Raw genomic sequence first — 9,052 nt, forward strand, 5'->3', positions numbered from 1 at the left:
CGTCGATGCTAGCCGAAACGAGAAGCCCGGCCTGTCCGGCCGGGCTTCTCGGGCATTTCAGGAGATGTCAGGCGGTCTCGGTGATCGGCCGGTCGACCCAGCTCATCATGCCGCGCAGCTTCGCACCGGTGATCTCGATCGGGTGCTTGGCAGCCTCCTCGCGGAACTTCTTGAGCTCCGGCGCGCCGGCCTCGTCGTCCGCGATCAGGCGGCGGGTGAACTCGCCGGACTGGATGTCGGCGAGGATCTTCTTCATCTCCTCCTTGACCGACGCGTTGATCACGCGCGGGCCGGAGACGTAGTCACCGAACTCGGCGGTGTCCGAGACGCTGTAGCGCTGGCGGGCGATGCCACCCTCGTACATCAGGTCGACGATCAGCTTGAGCTCGTGCAGGCACTCGAAGTAGGCGATCTCGGGCGCGTAGCCCGCCTCGATCAGAACCTCGAAGCCGGTCTGCACGAGCGCGGACGCGCCACCGCAGAGGACGGCCTGCTCACCGAACAGGTCGGTCTCGGTCTCCTCGGTGAAGGTGGTCTTGATGACGCCGGCCCGGGTGCCGCCGATCGCCTTCGCGTAGGAGAGCGCCAGCGCCAGACCCTCGCCGGTAGGGTCCTGCTCGACGGCGACCAGCGCCGGGACGCCCTTGCCGTCCACGTACTGACGGCGGACCAGGTGACCCGGGCCCTTCGGGGCGACCATCGCGACGGTCACGTCGGCCGGGGGCTTGATCAGGTCGAAGCGGATGTTCAGGCCGTGGCCGAAGAACAGCGCCTTGCCCGCGGTGAGGTTCGCCTCGATCGACTCGGTGTAGATCTTGCGCTGCGCGGTGTCCGGCGCCAGCACCATGATCACGTCGGCCCAGGCGGCGGCCTCGGCCGGGGTCTTCACGGTCAGGCCCTGCTCCTCGGCCTTCGGGCGGCTCTTCGAGCCCTCCTGCAGACCGACCACGACCTCGACGCCCGAGTCGCGCAGCGACAGCGAGTGGGCGTGGCCCTGGCTGCCGTAGCCGATGACGGCGACCTTCTTGCCCTGGATGATCGACAGGTCGGCGTCGCCGTCGTAGAACACTTCCGCGGTCATGACTTCCTTCTTCTCTAGCTGGCAGAGCCTTCAGTCCGCTTTAAGGGCGGCGGGTGGGGCGGTCGGACGGGGATGGGGATTCAGGCGGCGCGGAGCGCGGGGCCCGTGGTGATGGAGCGGGAACCACGGCCGATGGCCACGAGTCCCGACTGGACCATCTCCTTGATGCCGTACGGCTCGAGGTCGCGCAGCAACGCATCCAGTTTGTCGGGATTACCGGTGGCCTCGATCGTCAGGGTGTCCGGAGCGACGTCGATCACTCGCGCCCGGAACAGCTCGACGGTCTCGAGCACCTGGCTGCGCTGCGCCCGATCGGCACGCACCTTGACCAGCAGGAGCTCGCGCTGGACCGACTGGGCCGGGTCCAGCTCCACGATCTTCAGGACGTTCACCAGCTTGTTGAGCTGTTTGGTGACCTGCTCCAGCGGGGACGACTCGGCGTCGACCACGATCGTGATGCGGCTGACGTCCGGGTTCTCCGTCTCGCCGACCGCCAGGGAGTCGATGTTGAAGCTGCGCCGGGAGAACAGCCCACTGACCCGGGCCAGCACACCGGGCTTGTTCTCGACTAGCACGCTCAGCGTGTGTTTGGTGGTCACAGGTCGTCCTCTTCGAACGTCGGGCGCACGTCCCGGGCGAACATGATCTCGTCGTTGCTGGTGCCGGCAGCGACCATCGGCCACACCATGGCGTCCTTGCCCACCGTGAAGTCGATGACCACCGGGGCGTCGTTGATCTCCATGGCCTGCTTGATGACCTTGTCGACGTCGTCCTTCGACTCGCAGCGCAGACCGACGCAGCCGAGCGCCTCGGCCAGCTTCACGAAGTCCGGGATCCGGTGCTTGTGCGTGCCGAGCTCGGTGTTGGAGTAGCGGCCGTCGTAGAACAGGGTCTGCCACTGGCGGACCATGCCCAGGTTGCCGTTGTTGATCACGGCGACCTTGACCGGGATGCCCTCCAGGGCACAGGTGGCCAGCTCCTGGTTGGTCATCTGGAAGCAACCGTCGCCGTCGATCGCCCACACCGTGGTGTCCGGCGCGGCGACCTTGGCGCCCATCGCGGCCGGGACCGCATAGCCCATGGTGCCGGCGCCACCCGAGTTGAGCCAGGTGCCCGGCTTCTCGTACTTGATGAACTGGGACGCCCACATCTGGTGCTGGCCGACGCCCGCGCAGTAGATCGCGTCCGGGCCGACGATCTCGCCGAGCCGCTCGATCACGTACTGCGGGGCGAGGGTGCCGTCGGTCGGCTCCTCGTAACCCAGCGGGTAACGCTCACGGATGTCGTTGAGCGTGGCCCACCAGGCGGCGTACTGCTCGGTGCCGCCCGCGGTGGACGAGACCGCCGCGATCAGCTCGTCGATCACGTGCCGGGCGTCGCCGACGATCGGGACGTCCGCGTGCCGGTTCTTGCCGATCTCCGCCGGGTCGATGTCCGCGTGCACGATCTTGGCGTCCGGGGCGAACGAGTCGAGCTGGCCGGTCACCCGATCGTCGAACCGGGCGCCCAGCGTGATCAGCAGGTCCGACTTCTGCATCGCGTAGACCGCCGGGACCGTACCGTGCATGCCGGGCATGCCCAGGTGCTGCGGGTGCGAGTCGGGGAACGCGCCGATGCCCATCAGCGTGGTGACCACCGGGATCCCGGTGAGCTCGGCCAGCTTGCGCAGCCCGTCGGTGGCGCCGGCCTTGTGCACGCCGCCGCCCACGTACAGCACCGGGCGCTTGGCGGCGGCGATCAGCCGGGCCGCCTCGCGGATCTGCTTGCCGTGCGGGTGCAGGGTCGGGCGGTACCCCGGCAGGTCCAGCGTCGGCGGCCACTGGAAGGCGGTCTGCGCCTGGAGCACGTCCTTCGGGATGTCGACCAGGACCGGTCCGGGCCGGCCGGTGGACGCCAGGTGGAACGCCTCGGCCAGGATCCGGGGCAGCTCCTCCGGGGTCTGGACCAGGAAGTTGTGCTTGGTGATCGGCAGGGTGATGCCCTGGATGTCCGCCTCCTGGAAGGCGTCCGTGCCGATGAACGACCGGCTCACCTGACCGGTGATCGCGACGATCGGGACCGAGTCCATGTACGCGTCGGCGATCGGCGTGACCAGGTTCGTGGCGCCCGGGCCGCTCGTCGCGATACAGACGCCGACCCGGCCGGTGGCCTGCGCGTACCCGGTGGCCGCGTGACCGGCGCCCTGCTCGTGGCGGACCAGGATGTGCCGCACCTTCGAGTCGAACAGCGGGTCGTACGCCGGAAGGATCGCCCCGCCCGGAATGCCGAACACGACCTCGACCCCGAGCGCCTCGAGCGACCGGACGAGCGCGCCGGCACCGCTGGTGGCTACCGGAGCCACGGTGGCGGAAGTGGAGTTCACGGCAGCCGCGACGGTGGCCGGAGTGGCTCGATGGGCGAGGGTTTCAGGAGTGGGTCTCGTCATGGCAGTTCAGACCTTTTCGGGTTGGCGGTCCCGGCACTTGAGCAACAAAAAAGGCCCACGTGCGAAAAGCACGGGACCTAGCGCACCCTCCCTCAGGCGGGAGCGGTGCGCTCAGATAAGTACTCGGGACGCGAAGCACATGCGGCTAACCTTGCCCCATCTCACGGCCTGAGTCAACTGATCCCACATTTTGATCACGGGTCGTGGCGACGAAGTCCGGATCGCTCGGCAGCAGCGCCCTGACCTGCCGCATTCCCGGCCCGAGGCGGACCACCTGACTGCGCGCGGGGGCGTCGTTCGGCGGGGCGGAACGCGGCGCCGGGATCGGCCGCGGGCCCCGCGGGCGCAGCGTCCGCAGGCGCGACTCGAAGTGCTCGGCCGGCACACCCCAGCCGAACAGCGAGCCCTGACCCAGCCGGCAACCGGCCTCCTCGACCACCTCCCGCTGCGCCGGCGTGCCGATCCCCTCGGCCAGCACCTCCAGCCCGAGCCGGTGCCCCAGCCGGACCACCACGTCGACGAGCGGGGCCGCCGTCCCGGTCCGCGACTCGGGCTCGGCCACCAGCGCGTGATCGATCTTCAGGATGTCCACCGGGAGGGTCCGCAGCTGGGTCAGCGACGAATACCCCGCCCCGAAGTCGTCCAGGGCGATCCGGACGCCCGTCGCCCGCACCTCGGCCAGGCGGCGGACCAGCTCGTCCATGTCGGTGGCGACCGCGTGCTCGGTGACCTCCAGAACCAGGCGCTGCGGAGGCACGTTGTACTCCGCGAGCACGTCGGCGACCCGGGCCGCGTAGTCGGCGTCGTGCAGCTCCTTGGGCGACAGGTTCACCGACAGCCAGACGTCGTGGCCCAGTTCCCGCCACTCGGCGAGCTGCCGGCACGCCGTCTCCAGCACCCAGGCGCCGATCCGGTTGATCAGGCCGGACTCCTCGGCCACCGGGATGAACTCCACCGGCGGCACCCGGCCCAGCTCCGGATGGGTCCAGCGCAGCAGCGCCTCGGCGCCCACCGGCCGCATCGACGGCAGCGCCACCACCGGCTGGAACACCAGGCGCAACTGGTCGCGCTCGATGGCGTGCCGCAGCTCACCGGTCAGCGTGCCGCGGCGGCGCAGCAGCTCGTCATAGCTGGCCTGGTAACTCTCCACCCGGTTCTTGCCGCGCTGCTTGGCGTACCGCAGCGCCAGGTCGGCGTCGTGCAGCAGCTCACCGGTGGCGGCCACGCCGACGCTGGCGGACAGGAAGATCTGGCCCCCGTCCACCTCGTACGGCTCCCCGAGCACCGCGAGCAGCCGGTGCGCCGCCAGCACCGCCTCGTCGGCGTCCCCGCGCATCAGCACCGCGAACTCGTCGCCGCCCAGCCGGGCCGCCACGTCCCCGGCCAGCAGGTTGCGCCGCAGCCGGGCGCCCACCTCGGCCAGCACCGCGTCGCCGACGTCGTGCCCGCGCAGGTCGTTGACGGTCTTGAAACCGTCCATGTCGATGCCGATCAGCGCGGTGTCCGCACCGGAGTCGCGCAGCGCCCGCTGCAGGCCGCGCCGGTTGGCCAGCCCGGTCAGCGGGTCGGTGTGCGCCAGCTCGCGGAAGTGCGCCTCGCTCTGCCGCAGCCGCAGCGTGTAGCCCCGCACGTCGTCGAGCGCCAGATATTGCCGGGCGACCAGGGCCAGGCCCTCGATGCTGGCCCCGAGGTAGCCGAACACGTCCATGGTGCCGCCCCGGGCCAGGTGGTAGCCCAGGGCGCCGAGCATGGCGAGCATCGGCACCACCGCGTACGCCCCGCCGCGCTCCAGCACGTCACCGGACTCCTCGACCGGCCGGTCGGCGGCCCGCACCGCCCAGGCCGCGCACGTCAGCCCGCCGGTCAGCAGGGCGCCGCTGACCAGCGCGTATCCACTGTTGTCCCGGCAGATCCCGATGGCCAGCACGTTCGCCGCCATGGCCACCAGGCCGACCCCGGCCGCCACCCGGACGGTGTGCCGCCGCGGCCGGTGGGCGTGCAGCGCCAGCACCGCCGTCAGGCCGAGCCCCAGCACCACCAGAACCGCCGGCAGCAGGATGGCCGGGCACTGGTAGGGCGTCGCGTCGCCGAGGATCCGGGTGGGCTCGGTGAGCAGCACCCAGCCCACGAACCAGATGGAGGCGGCGATGACCAGGCCGTCCAGCACGTGCCGGACGGCGGCGGCGGAATCCCGGGCGGCGCCGGGGAGCGCCACCGTGCCCGCCAGCAGGGTCAGCGTGCCGAGGCCCATCCCGACGGCGACCGCGGTGGCCAGCGCACGGCTGTGCCCCGGCGTGTGGTGGTGGCTGGTGAGCAGGGCGGTGGCCAGGCCGGCCAGCGCCGCGGCGGTGGCGATCGCGCCACCGGCGGCCAGGAGCAGATGCGCGCGCCGGGCCGCACCGGTGTGCCGGCGGCCGGACCGGCCCAGGTAGGCGACCGCCGGGACGGCGACGAGCAGGCCCGCGAGGGCCGCCAGTTCCATACCGGACGGTGAGTGCACGGACACACTGTGCCCGATCATCGGCGTTTACGACACCCCGTGTGTCCCGAGCTGTGGACGTCCGCCGTGGTGGACGCCCTGCGCAGTGGCACTATGGGTGGCATGCCTGAGCTGCGCTCCCGGACCTCGACACACGGTCGCACGATGGCCGGCGCGCGCGCCCTTTGGCGCGCCACCGGCATGACCGACGACGATTTCGGCAAGCCGATCGTCGCCATCGCCAACAGCTTCACCCAGTTCGTACCGGGTCATGTGCACCTCAAGGACATGGGCGGTCTGGTCGCCGAGTCGATCGCCGCGGCCGGTGGCGTCGGCCGCGAGTTCAACACCATCGCGGTCGACGACGGCATCGCCATGGGCCACGGCGGCATGCTCTACTCCCTGCCCAGCCGGGAGCTGATCGCCGACGCCGTGGAGTACATGGTCAACGCGCACTGCGCCGACGCCCTGGTCTGCATCTCGAACTGCGACAAGATCACCCCCGGCATGCTGATCGCCGCGCTGCGGCTCAACATCCCGACGGTCTTCGTCTCCGGCGGCCCGATGGAGGCCGGCAAGACGGTCGCCATCGAGGGCATCGTCCACGAGAAGCTGGACCTGGTCGACGCGATGAGCGCCGCCGCCAACGACAACGTCACCGACGCCCAGCTCGACACGATCGAGCGGTCCGCCTGCCCGACCTGCGGCTCCTGCTCCGGCATGTTCACCGCCAACTCGATGAACTGCCTGACCGAGGCGATCGGCCTGTCGCTGCCGGGCAACGGGTCGACGCTTGCCACGCACGCCTCCCGCAAGGCCCTCTTCGAGGAGGCCGGCCGGCTGATCGTGCAGATCGCCAAGGAGTACTACGAGAAGGACGACGAGTCGGTCCTGCCGCGCTCGATCGCCAACCGCGACGCCTTCGAGAACGCGGTCGCCCTGGACGTGGCGATGGGCGGCTCGACCAACACGATCCTGCACCTGCTCGCCGCGGCCCGCGAGGCCGAGCTCGACTTCAGCGTCTCCGACATCGACGCGATCTCGCGCCGCGTGCCCTGCCTGTCGAAGGTCGCCCCGAACAGCCCGAAGTACCACATGGAGGACGTGCACCGGGCCGGTGGCATCCCCGCCCTGCTCGGCGAGCTCAACCGGGGTGGCTCGCTGAAGACCGGCGTGCGCGCGGTGCACTCCCCCGACCTGACCTCCTGGCTGGACAAGTGGGACATCCGCGGCGGGTCGCCGGCGCCGGAGGCGCTGGAGCTGTTCCACGCCGCGCCCGGCGGGGTCCGCACCGTCGAGCCGTTCAGCACCACCAACCGCTGGGCGAAACTCGACACCGACGCTGCCGAGGGCTGCATCCGGTCGGTCGAGCACGCGTACACGGTCGACGGTGGCCTGGCGATCCTCTTCGGCAACCTGGCGCCGGACGGCTGCGTGGTGAAGACCGCCGGCGTCGACGAGTCGATCTGGAAGTTCACCGGCCCGGCCCGGGTCTACGAGTCGCAGGACGACGCGGTCACCGGCATCCTCGGCAAAGAGGTCGTCGAGGGCGACGTCGTGATCATCCGCTACGAGGGACCGCGCGGCGGGCCGGGCATGCAGGAGATGCTCTACCCGACGTCGTTCCTCAAGGGCCGCGGCCTCGGCAAGGCGTGCGCGCTGATCACCGACGGCCGGTTCTCCGGCGGCACCTCCGGCCTCTCCATCGGCCACGTCTCCCCGGAGGCGGCCGGCGGCGGGCTGATCGCCCTGGTCGAGACCGGTGACGAGATCACCATCGACATCCCGGGCCGCAGCATCACCCTCAACGTCCACGACGACGTGCTGGCCCAGCGCCGGCACGAGCAGGAGCGGCGGCCCAAGCCGTACACGCCGGTCTCCCGGCAGCGCCCGGTCTCCGCGGCGCTGCGCGCCTACGCCTCGATGGCCACCGCGGCCAGCGACGGCGCCTACCGGCGCGTTCCCGAGTAGGTCTCCCCTGGTCCGGAGGCCGGTCCCCGACCGGTCTCCGGCCCTTTTCCCACCTTGCCCGGTACGCCCACCCGGCCGGGAACATGATCGCAAAGTACTCTCCCGGCTCGTGAGCGTCGATCCTTCTCCGCCCTCGTCCGCGCCGCCCTCGTCCGCGCCGCCCTGGCATCCGGTCAGCTCCCCGCCGCCGGCGGGCTCCATCCCGGCCGGCCGCGTGTTCGCCCTGGCCGCCGCGGGAGTCGCCCTTCTCGCGCTGGGTCTGGCAGGTGGTTACGCGATCGGACGATCGACCTCGCCGGTGCCGGCGAACGTGGCGGCGCCCGTCGTGTCCGCGCCCGCCCTGCCGGACCAGTCCGCGAAGTTCGCCGGGACCAGGGCCGCGAGTCTCGCCGGACCATGGCTGCCGGAGCTCGGCAACTGTCTGAGCGCCGCGGACCCCGGCGGCCCGAAACTGGAGAACGGCCGCGCCGAAATGATCAACTGCCAGATCGGCGACGTCCAGGTCTACTTCGAGACGTTCACGTCGGCCACGCAGTTCGGCTGGACCCGTGACTACCGCGCCGGGATCAGCCGCAAGAGCGGCACCCTGGTGCCGGGCGTCGAGCCACCACGCCAGAAGACCGGGCCGGTCAGCGGCCGCACGGGCACCTACTTCGAGTACGTCACCGGCAAGACCTGCGGCGTCTTCTGGGGTCCGGGCGGCAGCTTGACCGATGTGCGCCTGGAGGCGGACTGCGCGGCCATCGGCAACCACTGGCCGTCCCTGCGCGCCGTCTGGGAACGCTTCAGCTGACAGCGGCGCGTGCCCCCGCGCCGGTCCGAGACCGGCCGGGGCACGCGCCGCCCGGTGGGAGATGAGGGTGGGGACGGGAACGCATCCGGGAATTGGCCATCGCTGCTCAGCCCTTCCGTATGCCGGTGTCCGGCGGACCCTCAGCGTAGGGACCGGCCACAATGGTGGGTACAGCCGCTCGGTGGCGAGGGGAGACCCTGGCTGGTTGTCCGTGCCGGCTCGGCGTCGCCGAGACAGCACTGACCCTGCTGGCTGATTCGCCGCCCCTCTTGTCGATCGTGGAGAGTGCGCTGTCCGCCCCAC

6 protein-coding genes are annotated in these 9,052 nt (G+C 70.9%); 2 read left to right on the forward strand and 4 right to left on the reverse strand.

Annotated features, from left to right (window positions below; all coding sequences use genetic code 11):
• Nucleotides 1–67 precede the first annotated feature (67 nt).
• The 4 genes from ilvC to Aut01nite_RS41405 all read right to left on the reverse strand — a co-directional run bounded on the left by ilvC (nt 68) and on the right by Aut01nite_RS41405 (nt 6,006).
• Nucleotides 68–1,081, reverse strand: coding sequence for a ketol-acid reductoisomerase (gene ilvC, locus Aut01nite_RS41390; protein ID WP_043527424.1), 1,014 nt, complete (start codon nt 1,079–1,081; stop codon nt 68–70).
• Nucleotides 1,082–1,161: 80 nt separating this feature from the next.
• Nucleotides 1,162–1,680 (reverse strand): acetolactate synthase small subunit, encoded by a 519-nt coding sequence (gene ilvN, locus Aut01nite_RS41395; protein ID WP_043527422.1) that lies wholly within the window; start codon nt 1,678–1,680, stop codon nt 1,162–1,164.
• Nucleotides 1,677–3,506: an acetolactate synthase large subunit gene (locus Aut01nite_RS41400; protein ID WP_043527421.1), complete on the reverse strand. Its 1,830-nt coding sequence runs from the start codon at nt 3,504–3,506 to the stop codon at nt 1,677–1,679. The genes ilvN and Aut01nite_RS41400 overlap by 4 nt, the downstream gene beginning before the upstream one ends.
• A 145-nt stretch (nt 3,507–3,651) precedes the next feature.
• Nucleotides 3,652–6,006, reverse strand: coding sequence for a putative bifunctional diguanylate cyclase/phosphodiesterase (locus tag Aut01nite_RS41405; protein WP_043527520.1), 2,355 nt, complete (start codon nt 6,004–6,006; stop codon nt 3,652–3,654).
• A gap of 102 nt (nt 6,007–6,108) precedes the next feature.
• Between Aut01nite_RS41405 and ilvD the strand changes: the two genes are divergently transcribed.
• Nucleotides 6,109–7,956, forward strand: coding sequence for a dihydroxy-acid dehydratase (gene ilvD / locus Aut01nite_RS41410; RefSeq protein ID WP_083999313.1), 1,848 nt, complete (start codon nt 6,109–6,111; stop codon nt 7,954–7,956).
• 109 nt (nt 7,957–8,065) lie between these two features.
• The gene (locus Aut01nite_RS41415; protein ID WP_043527418.1) at nt 8,066–8,749 is read left to right on the forward strand and encodes a hypothetical protein; all 684 of its coding nucleotides are present in this window, start codon (nt 8,066–8,068) and stop codon (nt 8,747–8,749) included.
• Nucleotides 8,750–9,052: the final 303 nt, after the last annotated feature.

It is taken from the genome of Actinoplanes utahensis, from assembly GCF_016862455.1.
Classification (GTDB): Bacteria; Actinomycetota; Actinomycetes; order Mycobacteriales; family Micromonosporaceae; genus Actinoplanes; species Actinoplanes utahensis.